The organism is Roseomonas elaeocarpi (genome assembly GCF_042433915.1).
Classification (GTDB): Bacteria; Pseudomonadota; Alphaproteobacteria; order Acetobacterales; family Acetobacteraceae; genus Roseomonas; species Roseomonas elaeocarpi.
This window is the reverse complement of the sequence record NZ_JBHLUN010000017.1, coordinates 199,015-221,923: the sequence shown is the minus strand read 5'-3', so window position 1 is coordinate 221,923 and position 22,909 is coordinate 199,015. Positions and strand designations below refer to the sequence as shown.

Annotated in this window: 15 protein-coding genes; 4 read left to right on the top strand and 11 right to left on the bottom strand. The window is 70.7% G+C overall.

From position 1 onward, the window contains the following. The first annotated feature begins 135 nt into the window (after positions 1-135). A complete protein-coding gene (locus ACFFGY_RS21450; RefSeq protein ID WP_377046580.1) occupies positions 136-1,131 on the top strand; it encodes a Bug family tripartite tricarboxylate transporter substrate binding protein in 996 nt (331 codons plus the stop codon). A gap of 331 nt (positions 1,132-1,462) precedes the next feature. On the opposite strand, the gene ACFFGY_RS21445 is transcribed toward ACFFGY_RS21450, so the two are convergent. The 5 genes from ACFFGY_RS21445 to ACFFGY_RS21425 all read right to left on the bottom strand — a co-directional run bounded on the left by ACFFGY_RS21445 (position 1,463) and on the right by ACFFGY_RS21425 (position 8,521). Next, the gene (locus ACFFGY_RS21445; protein ID WP_377046579.1) at positions 1,463-3,190 is read right to left on the bottom strand and encodes an ABC transporter ATP-binding protein; all 1,728 of its coding nucleotides are present in this window, start codon (positions 3,188-3,190) and stop codon (positions 1,463-1,465) included. Beyond that, positions 3,187-4,308 carry an ABC transporter permease gene (locus ACFFGY_RS21440; RefSeq protein WP_377046578.1) on the bottom strand — a complete coding sequence of 374 codons (1,122 nt, stop codon included), beginning with the start codon at positions 4,306-4,308 and terminating at the stop codon, positions 3,187-3,189. Before ACFFGY_RS21440 ends, ACFFGY_RS21445 begins: the two co-directional genes overlap by 4 nt. A 7-nt stretch (positions 4,309-4,315) precedes the next feature. Beyond that, positions 4,316-5,302, bottom strand: a complete 987-nt coding sequence (locus ACFFGY_RS21435; RefSeq protein ID WP_377046577.1) for an ABC transporter permease — start codon at positions 5,300-5,302, stop codon at positions 4,316-4,318. Positions 5,303-5,363: 61 nt separating this feature from the next. Beyond that, the gene (locus ACFFGY_RS21430; RefSeq protein WP_377046576.1) at positions 5,364-7,328 is read right to left on the bottom strand and encodes an ABC transporter substrate-binding protein; all 1,965 of its coding nucleotides are present in this window, start codon (positions 7,326-7,328) and stop codon (positions 5,364-5,366) included. Positions 7,329-7,501: 173 nt separating this feature from the next. Next, positions 7,502-8,521, bottom strand: coding sequence for a mannonate dehydratase (locus ACFFGY_RS21425; protein WP_377046575.1), 1,020 nt, complete (start codon positions 8,519-8,521; stop codon positions 7,502-7,504). A 308-nt stretch (positions 8,522-8,829) separates the two neighbouring features. Here ACFFGY_RS21425 and ACFFGY_RS21420 point away from each other — a divergent pair, with 308 nt between their 5' ends. Further along, positions 8,830-10,071 (top strand): class I SAM-dependent methyltransferase, encoded by a 1,242-nt coding sequence (locus ACFFGY_RS21420; protein ID WP_377046574.1) that lies wholly within the window; start codon positions 8,830-8,832, stop codon positions 10,069-10,071. Between the two features lie 195 nt (positions 10,072-10,266). Here the strand turns inward: ACFFGY_RS21420 and ACFFGY_RS21415 are convergent, their stop codons facing one another. Further along, positions 10,267-11,658, bottom strand: a complete 1,392-nt coding sequence (locus ACFFGY_RS21415; RefSeq protein ID WP_377046573.1) for a DUF1796 family putative cysteine peptidase — start codon at positions 11,656-11,658, stop codon at positions 10,267-10,269. Between the two features lie 229 nt (positions 11,659-11,887). Here ACFFGY_RS21415 and ACFFGY_RS21410 point away from each other — a divergent pair, with 229 nt between their 5' ends. Together ACFFGY_RS21410 and ACFFGY_RS21405 are read left to right on the top strand one after the other, a co-directional pair. Further along, the gene (locus ACFFGY_RS21410) at positions 11,888-14,650 is read left to right on the top strand and encodes a helicase-related protein (protein ID WP_377046572.1); all 2,763 of its coding nucleotides are present in this window, start codon (positions 11,888-11,890) and stop codon (positions 14,648-14,650) included. Between the two features lie 165 nt (positions 14,651-14,815). Further along, positions 14,816-16,171 carry a glycoside hydrolase family 1 protein gene (locus ACFFGY_RS21405; protein WP_377046623.1) on the top strand — a complete coding sequence of 452 codons (1,356 nt, stop codon included), beginning with the start codon at positions 14,816-14,818 and terminating at the stop codon, positions 16,169-16,171. A gap of 258 nt (positions 16,172-16,429) precedes the next feature. Here the strand turns inward: ACFFGY_RS21405 and ACFFGY_RS21400 are convergent, their stop codons facing one another. The 5 genes from ACFFGY_RS21400 to mmsA form a co-directional block, all read right to left on the bottom strand. Then, on the bottom strand, positions 16,430-17,404 hold the full coding sequence (locus ACFFGY_RS21400) for an MYG1 family protein (RefSeq protein WP_377046571.1): 975 nt from the start codon (positions 17,402-17,404) through the stop codon (positions 16,430-16,432). Positions 17,405-17,618: 214 nt separating this feature from the next. Further along, positions 17,619-18,407 carry a DUF3750 domain-containing protein gene (locus ACFFGY_RS21395; protein WP_377046570.1) on the bottom strand — a complete coding sequence of 263 codons (789 nt, stop codon included), beginning with the start codon at positions 18,405-18,407 and terminating at the stop codon, positions 17,619-17,621. A 118-nt stretch (positions 18,408-18,525) separates the two neighbouring features. Beyond that, positions 18,526-19,935 (bottom strand): glycoside hydrolase 5 family protein, encoded by a 1,410-nt coding sequence (locus ACFFGY_RS21390; protein ID WP_377046569.1) that lies wholly within the window; start codon positions 19,933-19,935, stop codon positions 18,526-18,528. Between the two features lie 209 nt (positions 19,936-20,144). Then, positions 20,145-21,338 (bottom strand): multiple monosaccharide ABC transporter permease, encoded by a 1,194-nt coding sequence (gene mmsB, locus ACFFGY_RS21385; protein WP_377046568.1) that lies wholly within the window; start codon positions 21,336-21,338, stop codon positions 20,145-20,147. Next, the gene (gene mmsA, locus ACFFGY_RS21380; protein ID WP_377046567.1) at positions 21,335-22,870 is read right to left on the bottom strand and encodes a multiple monosaccharide ABC transporter ATP-binding protein; all 1,536 of its coding nucleotides are present in this window, start codon (positions 22,868-22,870) and stop codon (positions 21,335-21,337) included. Before mmsA ends, mmsB begins: the two co-directional genes overlap by 4 nt. Positions 22,871-22,909: the final 39 nt, after the last annotated feature.

Sequence of the window (22,909 nt, the reverse complement as noted above, 5' to 3'; positions counted from 1 at the left end):
TAACGGCGCGGGAGCGCGACGGTGGGTGCCGGCGTCGCGGAACCCGCCCGTTCTCGCGCCAGTGTCCCTTGCGGTTCTGCGTCCCGCCGCGCGAGAAGGCGGGGCTCCTCCGTTCAGTCCGGGAAAACCTGAACCATGACCATCACCCGCCGCGCCGCCCTGCTGGGCGCCGCTTCCCTGCCCTTCGCCCCTGCCGTGCTGCGCGCGCAGGAGGCTTTCCCGAACCGGCCACTGCGGCTGGTGGTGCCCTATGCCCCCGGTGGCTCGGTGGACATCACCGGCCGCCTGCTGGCCGAGCAGCTGCAGCCGATCCTGGGTCAGACCGTGGTGGTGGACAACCGCGGTGGCGCCGGCGGCAACCTGGGGGCGCAGAACGTGGTGCAGGGCGAGAAGGACGGGCACACGCTGCTGCTGGGCTCCGCCAGCATCCTGGCGGCCAACAAGTTCCTGTACCGCCGTTCCATGACCTTCGACCCGATCACCGACCTCGCGCCCGTCACGCGCGTGACCACCGGCACGGTGTTCATGACGGTGAACAGCAAGAGCCCCTGGAAGAGCTTCGCCGACGTCATCGCCGCGGCGAAGAAGGAGCCGGGCAAGCTGACCATGGGCTCCTCGGGCACCGGCACGATCAGCCACCTGACGATCAGCAAGGTCTGCAAAGCGGCCGGCGTGGACATCACCCACGTCCCGTATCGCGGCGGGGCGCCTGCGCTGCAGGACATGATGGCCGGCAACGTGGACATGATGTTCGACGTGATCCCGCTGGCGATGAGCCAGGTGCGCGACGGCACGGTGCGCGTGCTGGCCGCCGGCAGCGCCGAGCGCGTGACCTACGTGCCGGAGCTCAAGGACGTGCCGGGCATGAAGGAGCTGCTGCCGGGCTCCAACATCGACATGCAGTCTTGGTACGGCATCAACCTGCCCAAGGGCGTGCCGGCGGACCGCGTCGGCAAGCTGCACGACGCCGTGGTGCAGGTCGTGAAGTCCGACGCCTTCAAGGGCCGCATGGAGCCGCTGGGCTTCACCTCCGTCTGGGACGAAACGCCGGCCGCCTACGGCGACTACACCCGCTCGCAGGAAGCGGTGTGGAAGGCACTGGTGGAAGAGTCCGGCGCCAGCCTGGATTGAGGCGCCGCACCCGCGCTGCTGGAGCCGGGTGATCGGGCGTGGTGCCGTTTCCGGGGGAGAGAAGGAATTCTCTCCCCCAGGCCCCCACTCATCTTTTTCCGGGACGCTGCCGCACGGCGGTGGAAGCCGGTCGCGGAACGGTCGATCCTGACCCTACCGAGGAAGAATTTCCTTTCAGCGTGGACGGATACGTCCCTCGCTCCGGGTCATTGACCCGGAGCGCACGTCCCCGGCCACGTTCCCGCGGCAGCGTCCCGAAAAAAGATGAGAGGGTGGGGTCCGGGGAGGGAGAGAATTCCTTCTCTCCCTCCCTGGCCACGGCCACCACCGATCAGGCCGCGTAGCGGAACCTCTGATGCATCCGGCGGTCGCGGGGATCGGGGCGTGGGATCGCCGAGAGCAGCGCCTGGGTATAGGCATGGGTCGGGTGGTCGCAGACCTGCTCGGCCGTGCCGGTTTCCACCACCTTGCCGCGGTACATCACCGCCACGCGGTCGCACATGTAGCGGATCACGCCGATGTCGTGGCTGATGAACACGAAGCTCAGGCCCATGCGGTCCTGCAGCCCCATCAGCAGGTCCAGCATCTGCGAGCGCAGCGACACGTCCAGCGCCGAGGTCGCCTCGTCCGCCACGATCACGCGCGGGTCGAGCGCGATGGCACGCGCGATGCCGATGCGCTGCCGCTGCCCGCCCGAGAAAGCGTGCGGGTAGCGTTCGCGCCAGTCGGGGTTGAGACCCACCAGCTTCAGCAGCTCCGCCACACGGTCGTCCAGGGCGCGGCCTTTCGCGATGTTGTTGACCAGCAGCGGCTCGCCCACGATCTGCGCCACGGTCATGCGCGGGTTGAGCGAGGAGACCGGGTCCTGGAACACCATGCGGATTTCGCGCCGCATGGCGGCCAGGGTCGGCTTGTCGGCGCCCACGAGGTCGACCACCGAGCCGTCGGCGCGGCGATACTCGATGCTGCCCGCTGTCGGCTCGTACATCCGCAGCAGGCAGCGCCCCATGGTGGTCTTGCCGGAACCGGATTCGCCCACGATGCCGAGCGTTTCGCCGGGCCGCACCTCCAGCGACACCTTGTCCAGAGCCTGCACCGGGTTCTTCGGCAGGCCGAAGATCATGCTGAGGTCGCGCACGCGGATGATCGGCGGCGTGGCGGGGTCGATCGGAGCGCGGTTCTGGCGGAGCTCGGCCTTGCGCTCGAGCTTGAGCACGGAGCCGATCAGCATCCGGGTGTAGTCTTCCCGCGGCGCGTGGAAGATCTGGTCCACGGGGCCGCCTTCCACCACCTTGCCGTGGTACATCACCAGCACCTCGTCGGCGATCTCGGCCACCACGCCCATGTCGTGGGTGATGAACATCACCGCCATGCCGTGCTGCGCCTGGAGGCGCTTGATGAGGTCCAGGATCTCCGCCTGGGTGGTGACGTCGAGCGCGGTGGTGGGCTCGTCCGCGATCAGCAGCGACGGGTTGCAGGCCAGCGACATGGCGATCATCACGCGCTGGCGCATGCCGCCGGAGAACTCGAAGGTGTAGCGATCCACCGCGCGCTCGGCGTTGGGGATCTCGACTTGGCGCAGCAACTCGATGCAGCGGGCACGCGCCTGCCGCTTGTCGAGGCCGAGGTGGAGGCGCAGCACCTCGGTGATCTGGTCGCCCACTGTATGGATCGGGGAAAGGGAGCTCATCGGCTCCTGGAAGATCATCGCGATCTCGCGCCCGCGCACGGCGCGGATGGCGCGCGAGCGCGGGTTGAGCTTCGCCAGGTCGGTGCTGCTGCCGTCGGGGCGGTGCAGCACCATGGCACCGCCGACGATCCGGCCCGGCGCGTCCACGATCTGCAGGATCGAGCGCGCGGTGACGCTCTTGCCCGAGCCGCTCTCGCCCACGATGCACAGCGTCCGGCCGCGGTGCAGCGTGAAGGACACACCGTCCACCGCCTTCACGGTGCCGCCGCGGACGGGGAAGTGGGTCGCGAGGTCGCGGACCTCGAGCACCACCGGCGGGATCGCGCCCGACGGTGGGGCCGCGGGGTGGTCGAGGATCGTGGCGCTCATTTGTTGTACGGGTCCGCAGCGTCGCGAAGGCCGTCTCCGAGGAAGTTGAGGGCGATCACCGCCAGCACCACGGCGACGCCGGGGGCGAAGAGCCAGGGTGCGGTGGCGATGGAGCGGATGTTCTGCGCCTCGCGCAGCAGCACGCCCCAGGAGATGGTGGGCGGCTGCAGTCCCAGCCCCAGGAAGGAGAGCGAGGTTTCCGCCAGGATCATCGCCGGGATCGCCAGCGTCACCGAGGCGATGATGTGCGAGGCGAAGGAAGGCAGCATGTGGCGGAAGATCACCCGCGCCTCGGACGCGCCGTCGAGGCGGGCGGCCGCCACGAAATCCTCGGTCCTGAGGCTCAGGAAGCGGCCGCGCACCACGCGCGCCAGCTGCGCCCAGCCGGTGAGCGAGAGGATCAGCGTGATGGTGAAGTAGTTCAGCGTGGCCGGCCAGTCGTGCGGCACCGCGGCCGAGGCCGCGAGCCAGATCGGGATGGCGGGCAGCGACAGGACGAACTCCACCGCGCGCTGCACCGCGCTGTCCACCCAGCCGCCGTAGTAGCCGGAGATGCCGCCCAGGATGATGCCCAGCGTCAGCGACAGGAACACGCCGACGAGACCCACCGAGAGCGACACCTGGGAGCCCTGCATGATGCGCGAGTATACGCAGCGGCCGAGGCGGTCGGCGCCCAGCGGCAGGATGAACTGCGCGGGATCCTGCGGCGCGAAGAGGTGGATGTTGGTGGGGAACAGGCCGAGCACGCGGTACTCGTAGCCGCGGCCGAACAGGTTCAGCGGCACGACGCGGCTCTCGTCGGTGACGTAGCGCATCTCCAGCGTTTCCGGATCGCGCTTGAGCGTGGTGCCGTAAACGTAGAGGCCGATGCCGCCATCGGGTTTGAGGATATGGAGCATCTGCGGCGGCTGGTAGGCGGAGCGGGTGTTCTGCTGCTCCGGATCGTTGATCGCGAAGAAGCCGGGCACCAGGGCGATCAGGTAGAAGACGGCCACGATGACCAGCCCCGCCATGGCGAGGCGGTGGCGGCGGAAGGCCCACCACAGCAGCTGCCATTGCGAGGCGACGGCGAAGCGGCTGGCGGGAACGGCGGCGGTGCCGAGGACGGCGTCGGACATGGCGCGATCAATCCAGCCGGATGCGGGGGTCGGCGAGGGCGAGGAGGATGTCGCTGATCAGCGAACCCAGCAGGGTCAGCACGCAGATCAGCAGCACGAAGGCGCCGGCCAGGTACATGTCCTGGCTCATCAGCGACTGCAGCAGCATCGGGCCTGCGGTGGGCAGGTTGAGCACGATGGCCACGATGATGGAGCCCGAAACGAGGTTGGGCAGCAGCCAGGTAATGGTGGAGATGAAGGGGTTCAGCGCCACCCGCATCGGGTACTTCACTAGGAGGTGGAACTCCGACAGCCCCTTGGCGCGCGCGGTGGTGACGTAGGGCCGGTGCAGCTCATCGAGCATGTTGGCGCGCATCACGCGCACCAGGCTGGCCGTGCCCGACACGGCCAGGATGATGACCGGGATCCAGAGGTGATGGAGCAGGTCCACCACCTTGGCCATGCTCCAGGGCGCGCTGACGTACTGGTCGGAGAAGAGGCCGCCGACCTCCTGCCCCCATTCCACCGCCGCGAAGTACATCAGCACCACGGCCAGCAGGAAGGAGGGCACGGCGAGGCCCACGAAGGAGATGAAGGTCAGCAGGTAGTCGGCGATCGAATACTTCTTCACCGCCGAGAACACGCCCAGCGGCAGCGCGATGCCCCAGGTCGCCAGCAGCGTCGCGAAGGTGAGCAGCAGGGTCAGCGCCATGCGCTCCCAGATCAGCCCGCTGACGGGCTGCTGCCACTCGAAGCTCAGGCCGAAATCGCCATGGAGGACGATGTTGACGATCCACTTGCCGTACTGGACGATCATCGGCTGGTCGAGGCCAAAGCGCTGGCGCAGCTCGAGCGCGGTGTTCTGGTCCACCGTCTCGTTGGAGGCGGCCAACGTCGCGATATAGGTCGTGACGTAGTCGCCCGGTGGCAGCTGGATCAGCACGAAGGCCAGGAACGACACCACCACCAGGGATGGGATCATCCAGAACAGCCGCTTGAGGATGAATTTCAGCATGGGATGACCCGCCATCTCCGCCCTTTCCGCGGCGCTGGCTGCGCCGCGGAAAGGGTCGCCGTCACGAGGAGAAGAAGAACTGCTGCGGCAGGGCCGGACCAGGGTTCGGCCAGGACCAGGAGTTCGGATATTTCGGCGGCACGTTCTGGAGGTTGTTCTTCACGACGCCGAAGGAGTTGCAGTAGAGGCAGATGCCGATCGGCTCGAAGGCCTCGGCCGCGATGTCGAAGACCTGGCGCATGACCTCGCCGCGCTTGTTCAGGTCGGTGATGCCGCGCGCCTGGTCGAACAGCTCCATGCGCTTCTTCTGGTGGTCGGGTGGCTCCATGCCGTCCTTGCCGCCCGACACGTACCACTGCGCCCAGGGAATGGCGTAGCGCGTGCCCTGCGGGTGCTGCGCGAAGAAGTCGCGCGGGTCCATCATGGGATCGAGGCCGCCCGGGCCCGCCCAGGTGGCGGCGTCGTGGTCGTTATTGTCGCCGCGCGTGTAGTAGAGCGCGCGCTCGATGGTGTTGACCTTGATGTCCACGCCGATCGCGGCCCAGTGGCGCTTCACCAGCTCCAGCGCGTCCACCTGGTCCGGCGCCAGGGTGGGGATCACGTCCACCGCGAAGAACACCTTCTGCCCGTCGGGGCGCAGGCGGAAGTTGCCGCTGTCGCGCTTGTTGTAGCCGAGCCGGTCGAGGATCGCGTTGGCCTGCGCCGGATCGTGCTGCGTGAACTGCCTTGCCAGCTTCTCGTGATACCAAGGGTGGCCGGGGCGCGGGCCGGTCTGGTAGGGCTCGCTCTGCCCCAGGTAGACCAGCTCGATGATCTCGGCGCGGTTGATGCCGTGGGAAAGCGCCTGGCGGAACTCCTTGTTGGAGAACATCGCCCGCATCGCGGGGTCCTTGTGGGTGATGTTCAGGTAGATCTGCATCTGCTGCGACGAGGCGCCGATCAGCTCCACGAGGTGGTAGTTGCCCTTCTGCATGTTGCGCGACAGCGTGGGCTTGTTCTGCAGCACGTCGATGTGCCGGTCCTGGATGTCGAGGCGGCCGGACACGGCGTCGATCATCAGGGATTCGACGTCCTGCGAGATGCCGAGGTTCAGCCGGTCGATATAGGGCAGCTGCTGCCCCGCGGTGTCGACCTGCCAGAAATACGGATTACGCTCCAGCACCACGCGGGTCGCGCCGCCGGTATAGGGCTCACGGATCACCCAGGGGTCGAGCACCGGCTTGTCGACGTTGCTCCAGCGCGACGGGATCTCGACATCGCCGCACCGGGCGCGGAACAGCGCGGCCCAGTCGTTCATGCCGGCCGCCTTGGCGTCGGCGGCGACGTTGCTGTTGTACTGCGGATGGAACTGCGAGCAGTAGTGCTTGGGGAACAGCGTCGGGTACTGGCCCAGCGGGGTCGCCAGCGCCTCGAGGAACATCGCGTAGGGTGCGGCGAAGTTGAAGCGCACCGTGGTGTCGTCGATCTTGGTGGCGGTGCAGGGCTTGTTGGCGATCACGATGGCCGACGGCGCCGCGCGGTAGAGCTCGGTGTTCTTGGCGCAGTCCTCGATTGCGAAGACGATGTCGTCGGCGGTGAAGGGATGCCCGTCGGACCACTTCATGCCCGGGCGCAGGTGGAAGGTGAACTCCGTGGCGTCGGCGTTGACCTCCCACTTGCTGGCGACCGAGGGCAGAACCTCGGTATAGGCCAGGTTCCAGCGCACCAGCCCCTGGTTGCCCACGATCTTCAGGATGCCGTTGTGGTCGGCGGAGCCGCGCAACCCGCGGCGGAGCGAGCCGCCGTAGCGGCCGACCTTCTCCACCTGTACCACCATCGGCTCGGCCGGCAGGCGCTGCGCCAGCGGCGGCAGCTTCCCATCCGCCACGAGCTTCGCCAGGTCCGGCGCTTCCTTGGCGCCGGCCTGCGCCAGCGCGCCGGCGGGCAGGCCCAGCACCGCCGCGGCACCGGCCATACCGGCGAGGAAGCTGCGACGATCGACGGCCTTCGGCACCGGCACAGGCCGGTCCCCATCAAACTTGGACATCTCTTCCTCCAGGGCCCGGGCTTGTGCCCGGTGCACCGCGCCGCGCGGGTTTCTCCCGCGTCGACGCTCACTCTCTTGGTGGCCCGGCGCCCCGCATCGAGGCGCATCGCCCGTCGGAATCGTTGCCGCTTCCGTTCAGGGGCAGGCTAGGGACGCGCTCGTTGCGCTGTCAATCACGATCCCTGCCCGGCCCGCGCGCCCGTTCCGGCGTCGCGCGGCGGCATGATCCCGCGCGCCTGCAGCAGTCCGGCGATGTAGCCGTAGCAGAAGGCGAAGGCGGTTCCCTGGGGGTCGCGGCCGCTGATCCGGGGCACGTGGTCGGGCATGATCATGTATTCGTAGCCGACCTCGTGGTAGAGCTTCAGCGACTCCCACATGTCCATGTCGCCGTCCTCGGGAAAGGTCTCCATGAAGGAGAGCTTGCCGCCGCGGATGTTGCGGAAATGGACGTTGAAGATCTTCTTCCGCTCACCGAACCAGCGGATGACCTCGCCGACCTCACGGCGCGGGTCGTCCAGCATCTCGCCCACCGTGCCCTGACAGAAGTTGAGGCCGTGGTAAGGGCTTTCACGCATCTGCACGAAGCGCTTCAGCCCGTCGACCGTGCCCAGCACGCGCGTGACGCCGCGGTAGCCGGGCGGCGTGTAGGGATCGTGCGGGTGGCAGGCGAGGCGCACGCGGTTGCTTTCCGCCACCGGCACGACGCGCTCGAGGAAGTAGTCGATGCGCTCCCAGTTCTCCTCCTCGGACAGCCGGCCCACCGGCGAGAGCGGCGCGTCGTGATCGGCCAGTTCCCAGCGGAAGGCCTCGCTCATCGCGCCGCCACGGCTCGGCTCCAGCGGCGTGCGCGGGATGCCGATGATGTTGAGGTTGTACTTCACCGCCGGGATGCCCGCCGCGGCCACCCGCTCGATCAGCCGGCACACGGCGTCGATCTGCCGGTCGCGGTCGGGCCCGGCGCCCAGGATGTCCGGGTGGGTCTGCCGCTCGATCGGCTTCGAGGGCAACGGCAGCTGCACCATGTCGAGCGAAAGGCCGAAGCCTGCCAGCTTGTCGCGCAGGCCCTGCAGCACCTCGAGCGACCAGGTGTCGGGATTGCCGGGCGGATCGGCGCAGATGTGCTGGATGCCGAGCTGTGCCATGACGCGGTAGTCGTCGTCGTCGCGCGCCGGAACCTGGGTCCCCAGTAGCATTCCTGTTTCCACCCTGTTCAACGAGGGCGTCGTGTCGCGCCCTTGGGTCTGGGGGCGCCTGTCCGGTTCCCGGCCGGCGCGGCGCCCCCGAATTTTCATCATACATCTATAACTATCCCGTGAAGCCCGGCAAGCGCCGCCTGAGGGCCCAGCCTCCCGTATCTGCCGCACTTCGACCCGGCTCACGCCGCCGCGTCCCGGGACTGCCCGGAGGCAGGCGCCCAACGCGACAGGTGGGCGCCTTTGCGGCATCCTATTGATCCTCCCTCCCGGGCCCCGCCTTCCGGGCCCTGTTTTCCGGAGTCGACATGCGCCTCGTGCAAACCAATGCGGAACTGGACGACATCCTGCGGGAGATCAGCGCGGCGCCCAGCGACGATGCGCGGCGCGCGCTGTTCCAAACCTTCAGCATGCTCCCGCCGCGCGACCTGCCCTCCGACCCCTTCTCGCCGGACTACGCGGAACGGCAGATGGCGCTCTACCGGCAGGTTTCCGGGCGCGCCTACTCGCTGGACAACGAGGCCACGCCGCTGGACGTCGCCGAGGCGGTGCGCTGCCCCTTCCCGTATCACACCCGCAGCGCCGCCACCGTCGGCCACCACTACATGGCCATGGGCTTCCTGCTGCGCATCATGGCCCTGCCGCCGCGCTCGCGCGTGCTGGAGTTCGGGCCGGGCTGGGGCAACACCACCGTGGCGCTGGCGCGCATGGGCCATCAGGTCACCGCGGTGGACGTGGAGCCGCGCTTCACCGAGGTGATCCGCCAGCGCGGCGAGCGCGAGGCCGGCGCCGCGATCGAGGCGGTCAACGCCGACTTCTTCTGGGCCGAGACCTGCGGCCGCGAATTCGACGCTGTGCTGTTCTTCGAATGCTTCCATCACGCGCACGACCACCTGCGCCTCCTGCGCGCGCTGCAGACCGTGCTGGCGCCAGGCGGGCGGATCTTCCTGGGCGCCGAGCCGATCCAGCCCGACTTCCCCCTGCCCTGGGGGCTGCGGCTCGATGGCCAATCGCTTTGGGCGATCCGCGAACATGGCTGGCTGGAGCTGGGCTTCCGCGACGACTACTTCGCCGAGGCGCTGCGGCGCACCGGCTGGTTCGGCCACCGCCACGTGTCGCGCGACCTGCCGGAGATCAATGTTTGGGAGATCACGCGCGCCACGGAACCCGTCTTCTCCGCCCCCGGGGCGGATGGCCGCATCGGCACCCAGTCGGGCGAGCGCCGGGACGGGCGACTGGTGTTCCACGACGCGCCGGCCGGCGCGGCGGTCTACGGTCCCTACGTCACCCTGCCGGCCGGGCGCTACCGGGCGCAGCTGGTGCTGGCGGCGGGCGAGCGGCGCGGCCGGGTGCGCATGGACGTGGCGGGCGGGCAGGACCACCACAGCCTGGCCGAGCGGGCGCTCGACCTGTGGCAGCTGCCAGCGGGCGAGGCGATGCTGGAGCTGCCGTTCTACCTCGGCGCCGCGACCGAGCTGGTCGAGGTGCGGCTGTTCAACGAGCCGGGCCTGACGGCCGCGCTGGAGCGCGTGGTGCTGCTGGGGGACTGAGGCCGGGCCGCGCAGGGTTTGCCCTCCGCGGCATGGTGTCGCGGGCGGGGCGGCCGCGAAACCAGGCGACACCCCGCCGCCGCGCGGAAGAAGGTCACCGCTTCCGCGCGGCGGTAGGAGCCGGCCGCGGCGACGGACCGGCAGGGCGATGCCGCGGCGGCTCGGTCACCGCTGGCAGGGCGCGGGGCCGTGCCGTCAGCGCTGCAGGGCCAGGGCGCGCAGGGCCGCCAGCAGCACCGCCTCGTCCATGCGGAACTCGAAGCCGCCCGTCTGCCAGCGGCCGGTGGGGCGGATCACGATCAGCTTGTGGCGACCGGTGTCCTGGGCGGCGAGGCTGATGTCGGGAAAGATGTCGCCGCTGCGGTTGGGCGACACCAGGACCTGCAGCAGCGCCACCTCCCGGAACATCTCGTCCAAGCGGGCGATGGTGGGCAGGAACTCGGCGCGGCTCTCGTGGCCGTCCTCCACGATCTGCAGGAGGTATTTCGGGCCGCGCGCCTGCATCATCTCGCGAAAGCGCGCCACCGAGGCCGTGAGCGAGGCGTGGCCGTCGGCGATCTGCGACTCCTGCATCTGCACGATGCTGACCTGCTCGATCGCGCCGTCGAGCCCGGCCTCGGTGAACAGGCGGACCTCGATGCGGCCCGTAGGCTGCGCCAGGGCGAAGCCGACCTCCAGCACGCGCTCCCCCGCCTCGAGCCGGCCGAGGTCAAAGGGACGCTCGGCCATCGTGGCGTGGTTGTCGCCGCCGCCCACGTCGAGCTTGCCGCGGCCGGCGCAGGGCCCTTCGGCGAAGCGCACCCTGGCGCGGTAGCGGCCGGGCGGCAGCGTGATGTAGGGGCCGTGCAGCGCCACGCCGGCGGGGGCTTGCGAGAAGACCATCCGCCCGTCGCGCTGCACGCCCATCTGGCTGTAGATGCGCCCGTCCGCGCCATCGCACAGGAAGACGGCTTCGCCCGTCGATTGCGGCGCGTGGTCGGTCAGCTCGCCCGCCGCCTCCATCGCCTCGAAGTCGAACACCGGCGCCTGCAGCCGGAAGCGTTCCTCGTAGAACCGGTGCCGCGTGGCACCCTTGCGGCCGGCGGGGCGCTGCGCGGCCGGCACGTCCTCGTAGTGCTCAATGTTCAGCAGTTCCTGGAAGTCGTTCTCCAGGCAGTGCCGCGCCATGGCGGGCGAGCAGCTGAGCCAGTCGAAGGGGCTGCGCGCCTGCCGCAGGTCGAAGCGCCCGAGCATCAGGGCGTTGGCCGGTCGGGTGCCGAAGCTGAACAGCGGGCCGCCCAGCCCCATGCGGGGTGGCAGGAAGCGGCGCCGTTCCTGGCGCCGGATGGTTTCGGCATCCCCCACGGCCTCGGCGGGGGCGGTGTCCAGCAACAGATGCAGGCGCTCGCGCGCCGGCTCGCTGGCGAGCACGCTGCCCAGGTAGTCCGCGATCACGCCCGACAGGGGGCCGCTGCGGGCCTGGGTTTCCAGCGCCTCGGCCTGCTGCGCGGCCGCGGCCTCCTCGACCTCACGGCCGAGCACCGCGCGGTGCACCCCGGCGATCAGTTCCGACAACAGGGTGCGCTGCGTGATCGGCTCGTCTTGCATGCCTCATCCTAGACCGAAGCGGCGCCGGGCCTGGGCGGGGTGCCGGGGCGCCAAGATCCCTACCATAAAGGGCGGCGGGCGCCGCGGCCATGCCACCCTGCCGCCATGGCAATCCGGGCGGCATCCCGCGGGGCGGGACATGCCCAGGGCACCCGCACGGCAGCCGCGATGCGGCGCCGCCAGGGCGCAACCATCGACCTGCCGGCGGCGCTGAGGTTTAACGGAACCAATGACCACCCCTCCATCCCCGCACGATGATCCGGCCGAGAACGTGCCGCAGGCGGCAGAGCCCGGCCACGAAGCTCCGGATCGGGCCCCGGACCACGACGCCGCGGCGACATTGGCCTCGCCGGCCGAGGCCGCGGTGCTGGCCGCGGGCTTCGCCGTGACGAGTCGCGAGATGCCGCAGCTGCTGCGCCTCGTGCGGCGCCGGATGCCCGCCGACCGCGACGCGGTGGCCGAGGCACTGAGCGAGGTGCGGCGACGCGGCTGGGCAGCGCGACTGCTCGACGCGGCGAACCGCACCGGGCGATTCTGGATCACCGCGGCGGATGCGCGCAACGCGGCCGAGGTGGTGCACGACCCCGAAGCCTCGGCCGAGGTGCTGGAAGCGGCGTTGCGGCCGGTGCTGCAGGCCCGGCTGCAGGCGGCCGGCGCCGGACCGGCCGCGGCCCTGGAGTCGCTCGCCACCGAGGCGGCCGACGTGGCCGGGGCGCCGCTCTCGGCCGAGCGGCACGGGGCGCTGGCGCGCGCGGTGGCGGAAGCGCACGGCCTCGATCCGGAGGAAGCCGACCGCTTCCTCAGCCGCGCCGCCAGCGAGGAAGCCGCCCGGCGCGAGGAACGCCGCGCCGCCGCCCGTGCCGCGCGCGAGCTGCGGCGCGACGAGGTGGCCCGGCTGCGCGCCTGGGAACAAAGCCTCGTGCCCTTCGAGGAGGTCGCCGAACGGCTGGGCGCCACCGCCAAGGAGGCGCTGCGCTGGGTGGGCGCCGGGCTGGTGCCGGTGGCGCGCCGCATCCCGGGCAAGCGGGAGCGCTGGGAGTTCGACCCGGCCACGCTGGACGCCCTGCGCGCCGAGGTGCCCGCCTGGCGCGAGGCCGAGGCGGATGCCGCCCCGGCCCGGGCCAGGGGCGACGGACGCGACCGGCCGGTGCCACTGGTGGGCGGCCGCGCGGCCAATGCCGCCGTGGCGCGGGTCGCGGCGCTGGATCGCTACGCCGGGCACTTCGCCACGGCGCGGGCGCTGAACCGCCGGCTGACGCTGGTCACCGGCCCCACCAACTCCGGCAAGAGCCACCTGGCGCTGGACCGGCTGTCCACGGCCGAAAGCGGCGTGGCGCTGGCGCCGCTGCGGCTGCTGGCGCACGAGTTCCGCGAAGCGCTGGCGGCGCGCGGCGTGCTCGCCTCGCTCTCGACGGGTGAGGAACGCATCACCGTGGAAGGCAGCCGACACCTCGCCGCCACGGTGGAGATGTGCCCGCTCAACCGCCCGGTGGACGTGGCGATCGTGGACGAGGCGCAGCTCCTGTATGACCGCGACCGTGGCGCGGCCTGGACCGCGGCGATCATGGGCGTGCCGGCGCGCGACGTGTTTATCCTCGGCGCCCCGGACTGCATCCCCATGGTCCGGCGCATCGCGGCGCTGTGCGGCGACCCGCTCGAGGAAATCTCGCTGGAGCGCAAGAGCCCGCTGCGCGCGGCCACGGAGCCGGTGGGGCTGGGCGACCTGCGGGCCGGCGACGCGCTGGTGGCGTTTTCCCGCCGCGACGTGCTGGACCTGCGGGCCGAGCTGGTGCGGCGCGGCCGTCGCGTCGCGGTGGTCTACGGCGCGCTGAGCCCGGAGGTGCGGCGTGCCGAGGCCGCTCGCTTCCGCTCCGGCGAGGCCGAGGTGCTGGTGGCCACCGACGCCATCGGCATGGGGCTGAACCTGCCGATCCGCCGCGTGGTGTTCTCAGCCGGCTGGAAGTTCGACGGCGAGGTGCGGCGCGAGCTGACCGCGCAGGAGATCAAGCAGATCGGTGGCCGCGCCGGCCGCTTCGGCGCCTTCGAGGACGGTATCGTGGCGGTGCTGGCCGGCAGCGGCGCCAGTCCTGACACCATCCGCCGCGCCCTCGCCGCCCCGCCCGAGGTGATGGACGAGCTGCGACCACAGGTGCAGCCCGACAGCGAGATCATCCGCGCCGTGGCGGCCGAGATCGGCTCCGACAGCCTGTTCGGCGTGCTGGCCCGCATCAAGCGCGCAGTGCTGCGGCGCGATGACCCGAACTACCGCCTGGGCGACATGGAGCAGCAGATGGCCGTCGCCACCGCGGTGGACGGCGTGGCCGGTCTGTCGCTGCTGGATCGCTGGACCTATGCCCTGTGTCCCGTGAGCGAGCGAGACAACGGCGTCGCCCGCCTCGCCCGCTGGGCGGTGGAGCACGGCGCCGGCCGCCCGGTGGTGCCGCCCCATGCCGGCCGCCTGCCCTCGCCCGAGCGGGCGCAGCGCGAGGAGTTGGAACACGCCGAGAAGGTGCATCGCCGCCTCGTCGCCTGGCGCTGGCTGTCACTCCGCTTCGAGGCGGCTTACCCGAACCGCGCCGAGGCGGAAGCGGAAACGGAACGGCTGGACAGCTGGATCGAGGAGGTTCTGCGAACGCAGCGGCAGGGCCGCGACGGCGCGGTCGGGCTGGGCCTGACGCGGTCCGCGCGCGGCCGGCCGGGTGGCGGCACCCCGGAAGGCGGCGGCGCGCCGGCGGCAGGCGAGCGGGAGTCGCGCGGTCGGGGCGGCATGCGCGGCGGTCCGCCCCGTCGCGGCTGGGCCGGTCGCGGCGCGGACGCGGTGGCGGATGGCGCCGAGGCCCGGCCGGATGTGGGCGCGTCCCGTCGGTCCCGCCGCGGGCAGGCCGCGGCACCTCCCGCGGTCCCCAGGCGCGGCCGTGCCGGGGGTGGCGCCGGCGCGGGCAAGCCGTCGCGCAGCAAGGGCGGTCCGGGGCGCCGTTCGCCGAATCGTTGACCGGCCGCACCCGTCCTCCGGTGCCGGGGGGGAACATTCAGCCCCGCGGCGACGTTTCCCGTTGAGCAGTCCACGGGATCTCCATCGATGGCACGGCGACGTTTCCTTCTCGGGGCCTCCCTCGGGGCTTCCCTGGGCGGCTCTCTGGGCGCCCCCTTGAGTGCCATGACGATGGCGGGGCGGGCGCGGGCCGCCACGCCGGACGGCGGCTTTCCCGCAGGCTTCCGCTGGGGCGCCGCCGCCGCCGCGCCGCAGATCGAGAGTGCCGAGGGGCGCGGCCGCTCGATCTGGGACGATTTCGCCGCGCAGCCGGGCCGGATCCATGACGGCTCCACGCCCGCGGTGAACAACAGGGCCGAGGCGCGCTACGCCGAGGACCTCGACCTGATGGCGGGGGCAGGCCTCAACAGCTACTGCGTGTCGGTGTCTTGGTCACGGCTGTTTCCCGAGGGGCGCGGCCCGGCGGACGCGGCGGGGCTCGACCTTTACGACCGGCAGGTGGACGCGATGCTGGCGCGCGGCATCGAGCCCTGGCCGCTGCTGGCGCACTGGGACGTGCCCTCGGCCCTGGAAGGCGGCTGGCTGAACCGCGACGTCGCGGACCGCTACGCCGAACTGGCCGAGGCGGTCGGGCGGCGGCTGGGCGACCGCGCGCGGCACTTCGTGGTGCTGAACGAGCCCGCCACGGTGGCCTTTATCGGGCACGCCCTGGCCTACCATGCCCCAGGACTGGGAAGCGTGGACGCCTTCGTGGCGGCGATGCACCACCAGAACCTGGCGCAGGGGCGCGGCTTCCAGGCGCTGCGCTCGGTGCTGCCGGCGGGCGCCCGGCTCGGCACCACGCTGAACATCCAGCCCGTCCACCCCCAGGCCGACACGGCCGCCGACCGGGCGGCCGCCGCGGCGCTGGACGACTGCTGGAACCGCGCCTTTCTCGATCCGCTCTACGGCCGCCCCTACCCGGCCCGCTTCGAGGCTGCGCTGGCGCCGCTCCTGCGCCCCGGCGACATGGAGATCATCGCGGCCAAGCCCGACTTCCTGGGCGAGAACTACTACACCAGCTACCGCGCCCGCCCGGCGCCGGAGGTACCGTTCGGTGCCACCTTCGCCCCGCCGCCCGACACCCTGCCCCGCACCGACCTGGGCTGGGCGATCGAACCGGAAGGGCTGGGCACGGTGCTGCGGATGTTCCGCGAGGACTACGGCAACCCGGAAATCGTGATCACCGAGATGGGCGCCGCCTTCCGCGACGGCGAGGAAGCGCTGCGCGCCGATCCGGTCGAGGATGACCGGCGCGTCGACTGGCTGCGCGCGCACCTGGCGCAGCTGCAGGAGGCGATGCGGCAAGGATCGCCGGTCAGCGGCGCCTTTGTTTGGACGCTGACCGACAACTGGGAATGGGCCGAAGGGTTCGTTCCTACCTTCGGGCTCGTGCGGGTGGAGCGCGACACGCTGCAACGGCGGCCGCGCCGCAGCTTGGGCTGGTTCGGTGCCTGCGCACGGGCCAACCGCGTCGTGTGACGCGGCCCGGAACCGGTCGCCCCGGGTCGGGCGAACCGACGGCCCTGAAGCGGGCGATCGAAGAAAGGTGCCCCGAAGCGAGGGCTCTGGAACCAGGTGCTCTGCGGGGCAAGAGCCCTGGGACCAGAGGGCTCCGGGCCATCCCCTGACACGACGCGTCCCAGGCTCATGCGATCCGGGCCCATGTGATCCGGGCCCGTGCGATCCGGGTCCGGGTGTCCCGGGCTCATCAGCCCCGGGGCAGCCGGTGCGACGCCCTCAGGCCGCCGGCAGCGTCCCCGCTTCCTCGGCCAGGGCGATGGTGCGGCGGGCCATGGCGAGCGCGCCCTCGCGCGAGCGCGCGGCGCCCACGAAGCGGCGCAGGTGCACGAACACGGCGTCCGGCACGCCGGAGGCCTCGGCCAGGGCCGCATCCTGCAACCCGGCCCAGCCTTCGGGAAGCGGCAGGCGCTGAGCGAAGGACTTGGGCTCGGGCGGCATGGAATCCACCATCCAGTTGCCGTTGGAGGCCGGGAACACCGCGAAGAGCACCGGCAGGTCGTGCGCGAAGACCGCGCCCTTCCAGGGCATGCCGCGGTCGAGTTCCAGCACGCGCCCGTCGGCGGAGGCGGCCTGGGCCGCGACCACGATCGCGTCGGCGGCGTGGCGGGCGCGCAGCGATTCCACCCGGCGGCGCAGCACGCCGTCCAGCAGCGCCACGGCGCGCAGGAAGGCGGCATCCTCCAGCGCCTGGGCGGCCGCCCGGCTGTCGCCGCGCGGGGCGTCCCAGGGAGGATTGCAGTCGCCCACCAGCGCCGCGAGGTCGAGCGGGTCGCGGTTCTCGGCCGTGCCGTTGTCCACCTCGTCGATGCGGCGCACCACGACGCGCTCGACCTCGGCCGCGATGGCTTCCGCCATCGGCGCGTCCGCTGCCGCGAGCAGCGCCCGCACGGCCTCCGCGCCGTAGCGCTGCCACACCAGGCCGGCGGCGCTGAAGGGCGTGCCGTCCTCGCGCAGCGGGGCACCTCGCTGGTGGTGGTCGAAGCGGTTGGCGGCCGCGTCGTAGCTCAGGCCCACGTCCCAGACCACGTCGCCGCGGGCGATCGTGTCGGCATCGCGGGTGCGGACGAGGTCGTGGTCCACCCCGGCCTCGCGCAGGCCCAGGGCGAGGCGCAGCACGACGTAGGCGAAGGCCTCGTCGCAGTGGAAGTTGCCGCTGTGGGTGACCAGGAGGGGACGGGAGGCGTCGGGCATCGTTGCGTGAAACTCGCGAAGGGATTGGGGCGTGGAGCGGCCCCGTTGGACCAGGGGAATCGGTTGGGGGTCTAGAACAGATCGCGGCGGTTCCGTAGCGTTCCCGGACGGGCATCTGCCCCCAGGAACAGGCGGACGGGCGATGGGCCGCGGGTGACGGTCGGCGGACGCGACCCAGGGCGGCGCGGCCGATCCCCCCATCCGGTGCCGCCGCTCAGCCGCCGGCCGGGCTGTCCAGCAGCGGCGTCGCCGGACCATCGGGGCCGCGCAGGCCAAGCCGCCCCAGCCCCGGCAGCTTGACCGCCGGCCGGCGCAGGTCGAGGCCGGCCACGCCGCCCAGGATGTTGATCTCGATGCCCTCCACCCAGGCAACCGTCAGCCCGAGATAGCCGCCAAGGCTGAGGCGGAAGCCGGTGCCAGACGGCGCCAGCCGCAGCCAGCGCCCGTCATAGGGGTAGTCCTTGCCGATCGCGGTGGGCGGCAGGGCGACGTTGACCTCGGGCACCTTGTCCAGCACGGCGGCCACGAAAGTGTTGGAGTTCGGCCCCGGCCAGGCGCGGTAGTCGCCTTCCTTCTGCCAGGCGTAGTCGCGGATCGCCGCCTGCATGCGCGGGATCAGCGCTTCCGCCGCCTCGCCGTCGGCCGCGAAGACCAGTTCCGGCGCGCGGCCGAACCAGCGGCCGTCGGGCTCGAAGCCGTTCAGGCGGATGGGCTCGCCCCAGGCGGTGTAGTCGTAGCGGCTGTAGCGCGCGGCGCCGGCGGGCTTGAGCACGATCCAGCAATGCACGGCCACCACGCCCCGCCAGCGCACCGTCTGCGCCGCGAAGACGCGCACCACCGCCCCCGGCTGGCGCGAGGCCGGCGGCAGGACGCCGATGCTCGACCGGTCGGCCGTACGCCAGCCCGCGCCCGTGCCGTCGAGGCGGTAGCGGGCGGCGGAGATGCCGATCGGCAGGAGGTAGAAGACCACGAAGAGCAGCAGGCAGATCTTGAGCAGCGTCATGCGCCCCAGATTTGTTGCGATGCGGCAAACCTCAATGCTTCCGGCCCCGGGGCGCGGCAGAGTTGATCGGGGGGCACCGACCGCCGCGGCTGGGGCGGCTCCCGTCCACCCTGCCCGTTCAGCCGTGCTCCGGCAGCCCGATCGCCAGCGCCACGTCAGCCCCCGATACGGGGAGCGTGAGGCGCAGGATGCCGTCCGGCGCGACCGTCGCGCGCAGTTCGCCCTGCACCTGGCCCTCGCGCGTGTTCCAGAGCACCACCCGCCGCTCGCCCGGGGCGAGGCCCGGGACGCCGAGAGTGAGCGGGGCGCCGGGGCCTTCCTCCACCCGGCCGTCGGCAGAGCGCACCGTGCGCCGCAGGAGCCAGACCACCGCCTGTTCCGCGTCGCCGCAGGCGAAGGTGGCCCAGGTGGTGCCGTCGACCTCCACCTCCTCGTTCAGGTTGCGGCGGTGGAAGCGGTCCCACTGGATCAGCGGCAGGAAGCCGGCCAGCGCCCGTTGCGCCCGCCGCATGCCGGCGGTGAGCACGTGGGGCGAGCGGTTGGGCCAGCGCATGCCGCCGCCAGCACCACCGGAGGCCAGGTGGGCCCACTGGATGTGGCGGAAATATTCGTCGTCGAAGGGCTCGGGCAGGGTGTGGTGGCGGTCCTTGAAGCGGTGGATCGGCCCGTGCTCGGAGTCGAAGAAGGGACGCTGGTCGGCGATGTGGCGCAGCGCCTCGCGCGTCAGGCGGCCGACGCTGACGGCCGGGGCCACGGTGTCGCGCGGGTCGTCGATGGTGCCGTGCTCGTAGAAATGGCTGCTGGCGAAGTCGAGATGGGGGTGGCGGAAGATCGGGTCCACGATCTGCGGGTGGTTCAGCAGCTCCGGCCCGAAAACTGAGACGCATTGCGGGTGGGCGCGGCCGTGCAGCTCGATCTCCAGCGCGCGCAGGAAAGGCCCGACGTCGTCGATGAAGGCACCGAAGGTGGTGGGATCGTTGCCGCCATGGGCCGGGTGCATCTCGTTCCACAGATCCCAGCCGAAGATCACCCCGCGGCTGCCCCAGCGCCGGGTGGCGAAATCGAGGCGCGCCTTGATCGCCTCGCGCGTCGCGAGGCAGGTGAGGAGCTGATTGCGCCCGGCGCAGGGGCCGCCGTTGCGGCGGTTGTAGGGATGGTGGCGCCAGCGGATCCAGGTGAAGAAGGTGTCGAAGGGCGTCAGCAGCACGCGCAGCCCGTTGCGCTCGCACAGGTCCAGCAGGTCGTCCCAAAGGCGGACCATGGCCGGGTTGAACTGGCCCGCGGGGCGTTCGAGGTAGCGGTGCTGCCCTTGCGCGTATTCCAGCATCAGGCGCAGGCAGGTGACGCCGTGGCCGCGCAGGTAACGGAGGTGCTGCTCGACGCCGGTGAGGTCACGGCGGCGGAAGAGCCCGTTCAGCTCGGGCCAGGAGACGGCATCGTTCTGACCGATCGGCGTCCAGGGCTCACCTTCGGACGTGCGGAAGTAGGGCGCACCGGGCGTGCGCTCGATCCAGGGCAGTGACGGCAAGTGGAAGGGGGCTTTCGCGCGACAGGACGGGACTGGTCAGCCATGTTGCCCCGCGCGCCGGTTTGTCGAGGGAGCAGGGATCGTGGCTGCCACGCGCGGCCGTCGTGGCCCCGGGATGCAGGATCGGGGCGCCGGACCGGAACCGAGGATCGGTCCGGGTGTGAAGTGGCGGACCCACCTCGCGGTGGGCGGGTCCGCCTTTCAGCGCGTCAGGCGCGACGCTGGTTGTAAACGTCGACGCAGACGGCACCCAGCAGAACGATGCCCTTGATGACCTGCTGGTAGTCGATGCCGATGCCCAGGATCGACATGCCGTTGTTCATCACGCCCATGATGAAGGCGCCGATCACCGCGCCCACCACCTTGCCGACGCCGCCATAGGCCGAGGCGCCGCCGATGAAGCAGGCCGCGATCACGTCCAGCTCGAAGCCCAACCCCGCCTTGGGCGTCGCGGTGTTCAGGCGGGCGGCGAAGATCAGCCCGGCCAGCGCCGCCAGCACGCCCATGTTGACGAAGGTCAGGAAGGTCAGCCGCTCGGTCTTCACGCCCGACAGCTTGGCCGCCTTCTCGTTGCCGCCGACCGCGTAGATCTGCCGGCCGATGATCGTGCGGTTGGTCACGAAGGCATACAGGGCGATCAGCGCCAGCATGATGATCAGCACGTTGGGCAAGCCGCGATGCGACACGATCAGCCAGGTGAAGTACAGGATCGCCGCCGCGATCACGATGTTCTTGCCCAGGAAGATGCCCGTGGGCTCGACCTCGATCGCGTGGCTCTGCTGCCGGGTGCGGTTGCGGTAGTTCAGGTAGGTGATCACCAGCACCACCACGAGGCCCAGGAACATCGAGGACAGGTGCAGCCCGCTCTCATCGGGCAGGAACTCGGGGATGAAGCCCGAGGACAGCTTCTGGAAGGTTGCCGGGAAGGGTCCGACCGACATGCCGCCCAGGATCAGCAGCATCAGCCCCTTGAACACCAGCATGCCGGCCAGCGTCACGATAAAGGACGGTATCTTGAAGTAGGCGACCCAGTAGCCCTGGAGCGCCCCGATCAGCCCGCCCGCGACCAGGCACAGGATCGCCGCCGGCACGAAGGGCACGCCGTACTGCACCATCAGCACCGCGGCCAGCGCCCCGATGAAGCCCGCTACCGATCCCACCGACAGGTCGATATGGCCCGTCACGATCACCAGCAGCATGCCCAGCGCCATGATGACGATGTAGCTGTTCTGCAGGATCAGGTTGGTCAGGTTCAGCGGCCGCAGCAGCGTGCCACCGGTCACGACCTGGAAGAACAGCATGATCGCGAAGAGCGACATCAGCATGCCGTAGTCGCGCAGGTTGTTCTTCAGCAGTCCCAGATGGCTGCGCCCGGGAACAGGGGCTACGACCTGCTCGCTCATTGGACCCTTTCTCCCTTGTTCATGATGGAGCGCATGATGCGCTCCTGCGAGGCTTCGGCGATGGGGAACTCGCCCACGAAACTCCCCTCGTTCATCACGCAGATGCGGTCGCAGATACCCAGCAGTTCCGGCATCTCGGAGGAGATCACCACCACGCCCTTGCCGCTGTCGGCCAGCGCCTGGATGATCTGGTAAATCTCGTACTTGGCGCCGACGTCGATGCCGCGCGTCGGCTCATCGAGGATCAGCACCTCGGGGTCGGAGAACAGCCATTTCGACAGCACCACCTTCTGCTGGTTGCCGCCCGAAAGCTTGCCGCTTTCCTGGTACACGTTGGAGCAGCGGATGCGCATCTGCCCACGGTAGCCCTCGGCCACCTGGAGCTCGCGCAGGTCGTCGATCACCTTGGCGCTGGAAATCCCCTCCAGGTTGGCCAGGCTGACGTTCTTGCGGATGTCCTCACCAAGTAAAAGGCCCAGGTGCTTGCGGTCCTCGGTGACGTAGGCGAGGCCGACGTCGATGGCGCGCCCCACCGTGGACAGGTCCACCTCCCGCCCGTCGAGATAGGCGCGGCCGGTGATGTTGCGGCCGTAGGAGCGCCCGAAGATGCTCATCGCGAACTCGGTGCGGCCGGCGCCCATCAACCCGGCGATGCCCACGATCTCGCCGCGGCGGACGTGGAAGTTGACGTTGCGCACCATCTTGCGGCCGGGATGCAGCGGGTGCTCCACCGACCAGTCCTCGACCCGGAAGATGGTCTCGCCGATCTGCGGGACATGGGTCGGGTAGCGGCTGTCGAGGTCGCGATCCACCATCTTGCGGATGATGTCGTCCTCCTCCACCCGGCCGTCGTGGCAGTCCATCGTTTCGATGGTGCGGCCGTCGCGCAGCACGGTGATGCGGTCGGCCACCTGCTTGATCTCGTTCAGCTTGTGCGAGATCAGGATCGAGGCGATGCCCTGCGAGCGGAATTCCTTGAGCAGGTCCAGCAGCGCCTGGCTGTCGCGCTCGTTCAGGCTGGCGGTCGGCTCATCCAGGATCAGCAGGCGGACTTCCTTGGCCAGGGCCTTGGCGATCTCCACCATCTGCTGCTTGCCTACGCCGAGGTCGGTGACCAGCGTGTCGGGCAGCTCGCTCAAGCCCACTTTCCGTAGCAGCTCGCGCGTGCGGGCATAGACGGCGCCGCGGTCGATCACCCCGAAGCGGCGGGGCGCATTGGCCAGGAAGATGTTCTCGGCGATGCTCATCAGCGGGATCAGCGCGAGTTCCTGGTGGATGATGATGATCCCCAGCGCTTCGCTGTCGTTGATGTCGCGGAAGTGCCGTTCCTGCCCGTCGTAGGTGATCGTGCCCTCGTAGCTGCCGTGCGGGTAAACGCCGCTCAGCACCTTCATCAGGGTGGACTTGCCGGCGCCGTTCTCGCCCACCACGGCGTGGATCTCGCCCGGGCGGACCGACAGGTCGACGTTGCTCAGCGCGGTGACGCTGCCGAAGCGCTTGCGGATGCCCCGCATCTCGAGAAGGTTGTTCATCCCCGTTCCTCCCGCAGCCCCAAGGGGGGTAGCTTGGGT

Coding starts and splice junctions, on each gene's coding strand:
- ACFFGY_RS21415 (WP_377046573.1), bottom strand. CDS start 11,658: ATGCAAGACGAGCCGATCACGCAGCGCACCCTGTTGTCGGAACTGATC.
- ACFFGY_RS21440 (WP_377046578.1), bottom strand. CDS start 4,308: ATGTCCGACGCCGTCCTCGGCACCGCCGCCGTTCCCGCCAGCCGCTTC.
- ACFFGY_RS21420 (WP_377046574.1), top strand. CDS start 8,830: ATGCGCCTCGTGCAAACCAATGCGGAACTGGACGACATCCTGCGGGAG.
- mmsB (WP_377046568.1), bottom strand. CDS start 21,338: ATGAGCGAGCAGGTCGTAGCCCCTGTTCCCGGGCGCAGCCATCTGGGA.
- ACFFGY_RS21400 (WP_377046571.1), bottom strand. CDS start 17,404: ATGCCCGACGCCTCCCGTCCCCTCCTGGTCACCCACAGCGGCAACTTC.
- ACFFGY_RS21450 (WP_377046580.1), top strand. CDS start 136: ATGACCATCACCCGCCGCGCCGCCCTGCTGGGCGCCGCTTCCCTGCCC.
- ACFFGY_RS21445 (WP_377046579.1), bottom strand. CDS start 3,190: ATGAGCGCCACGATCCTCGACCACCCCGCGGCCCCACCGTCGGGCGCG.
- ACFFGY_RS21395 (WP_377046570.1), bottom strand. CDS start 18,407: ATGACGCTGCTCAAGATCTGCCTGCTGCTCTTCGTGGTCTTCTACCTC.
- ACFFGY_RS21425 (WP_377046575.1), bottom strand. CDS start 8,521: ATGCTACTGGGGACCCAGGTTCCGGCGCGCGACGACGACGACTACCGC.
- ACFFGY_RS21410 (WP_377046572.1), top strand. CDS start 11,888: ATGACCACCCCTCCATCCCCGCACGATGATCCGGCCGAGAACGTGCCG.
- ACFFGY_RS21405 (WP_377046623.1), top strand. CDS start 14,816: ATGACGATGGCGGGGCGGGCGCGGGCCGCCACGCCGGACGGCGGCTTT.
- mmsA (WP_377046567.1), bottom strand. CDS start 22,870: ATGAACAACCTTCTCGAGATGCGGGGCATCCGCAAGCGCTTCGGCAGC.
- ACFFGY_RS21435 (WP_377046577.1), bottom strand. CDS start 5,302: ATGCTGAAATTCATCCTCAAGCGGCTGTTCTGGATGATCCCATCCCTG.
- ACFFGY_RS21430 (WP_377046576.1), bottom strand. CDS start 7,328: ATGTCCAAGTTTGATGGGGACCGGCCTGTGCCGGTGCCGAAGGCCGTC.